Origin of the sequence: Actinosynnema sp. NPDC059797 (genome assembly GCF_042732085.1) — a bacterium.
Taxonomy (GTDB): domain Bacteria; phylum Actinomycetota; class Actinomycetes; order Mycobacteriales; family Pseudonocardiaceae; genus Actinosynnema.
The window spans coordinates 1-1,407 of sequence record NZ_JBHWIE010000729.1; the positions used below are offsets into that span (position 1 = coordinate 1).

Annotated in this window: 2 protein-coding genes; one reads left to right on the top strand and one right to left on the bottom strand. The window is 76.4% G+C overall.

Annotated elements, in window-relative coordinates:
* Positions 1–204 (bottom strand): TetR/AcrR family transcriptional regulator (locus ACFV4N_RS43730; protein ID WP_499678600.1); only part of this gene is annotated, 204 nt, incomplete at its 3' end.
* A 73-nt stretch (positions 205–277) separates the two neighbouring features.
* Here ACFV4N_RS43730 and ACFV4N_RS43735 point away from each other — a divergent pair.
* On the top strand, positions 278–1,381 hold the full coding sequence (locus ACFV4N_RS43735) for a Gfo/Idh/MocA family protein (RefSeq protein WP_499678601.1): 1,104 nt from the start codon (positions 278–280) through the stop codon (positions 1,379–1,381).
* Positions 1,382–1,407: the final 26 nt, after the last annotated feature.

Below are 1,407 nucleotides of genomic sequence, written 5' to 3' on the forward strand. Positions count from 1 at the left end.
GGGGCCGTCCGCGTAGCGCCGGAGCGCGGCGGCCAGCAGGTGCTCCTTCGAGCCGAAAGCGGCGTAGAGGCTCGGCTTGGCGATGCCCATCGCGGCGGTCAGGTCGGCCACGGACGTGCCCTCGTAGCCGTTGCGCCAGAAGAGCAGCATGGCGGCTTCGAGGGCCTGGTCGAGGTCGAACCCGCGGGGGCGGCCTCCGGGCACTGGCGGCCTCCTGGCGGGGTCGGCGGACGTACCGGTAGATTCTATACCACTCGGTACACAACCAGGGGGACACGTGGACATCAGGGTCGGCATCGTCGGTGCGAGCCCCGGCGGGAGCTGGGCGGCGGGGACGCACGTGCCCGCGATCGAGGCCACGCCGGGGGTGCGGCTCACCGCCGTGGCCACGTCGCGGCCGGAGAGCGCGCGGCGCGCGGGCGAGGAGTTCGGCGTGGCGCACGCCTTCCACGACTGGCGCTCGCTCGTCAGGCACCCCGAGGTCGACCTGGTGGTGGTCGCGGTCCGGGTCACCGGGCACGCGGAGGTGGTGCGGGCCGCGCTCGCGGCGGGCAAGCACGTGCTGTCGGAGTGGCCGCTGGCCGTGGACGCGGAGGAGGCCGCCGAGCTGGCCGCGCTGGCCGAGGGGGCGGGGGTGGTGCACGCGGTGGTGCTCCAGGGCTACCACTCGCCGTGGGCGCGGTTCGTCGCCGACGTGGTGGCGGAGGGCCGCGTCGGGCGGGTGGACTCGGTGCACGTGATCGCGCCCGGCGACCCGTTCGGCGGACCCGCCACCCACGCGGACCTGGCGTGGACCGCCGACCCGGCGGCCGGCGGGACCCTGCTGACCATCATGCTCGGGCACGTGCTGGGCACCCTGGGCCGCTTCACCGCGCCGCCCGTCGAGGTCTCCGGCGTGGTGACCAGGCCGAACGACGAGGTCGAGGTCCTGGGCAGCGGCGAGCGGGTGCCCAACGGCTCGCCCGGCCAGGTGGCGCTGCTGGGCCGCCTCGCGGACGGCGCGGTCTTCTCGATCGGCGTGCCCGGCGGCTCCCTGCCGGGACCGGACCGGTTCTCCGCCAAGCTCGTGGGCACCGCGGGCACGCTCACGATCACCGGCGTCGACCAGGGCGCCTACGCGCACTGGACCCCGTGGGACGTCGTCCTGCGCACGCGTGACGCCGAGACCCGCCTGGCCCTGCCCGACCACTACGGCGCGGTGGGCCGCGTCGAGCACGTCGCCGCGGTCTACGCCGAGCTGGTCGCGGCCGTCGCGGAGGGGCGGGACGCGGAGCCGGGCTTCCGCACCGCGCTGCGCCACCACCGGGTCCTCGAAGCGGTGAGCCGCTCCTCGGACACCGGGGCCCGGCAGGTGGTCGCCGACGAGCCGACGCTCGCCTGAGCGGGAACGGCCCCCGGGGCGTGTCG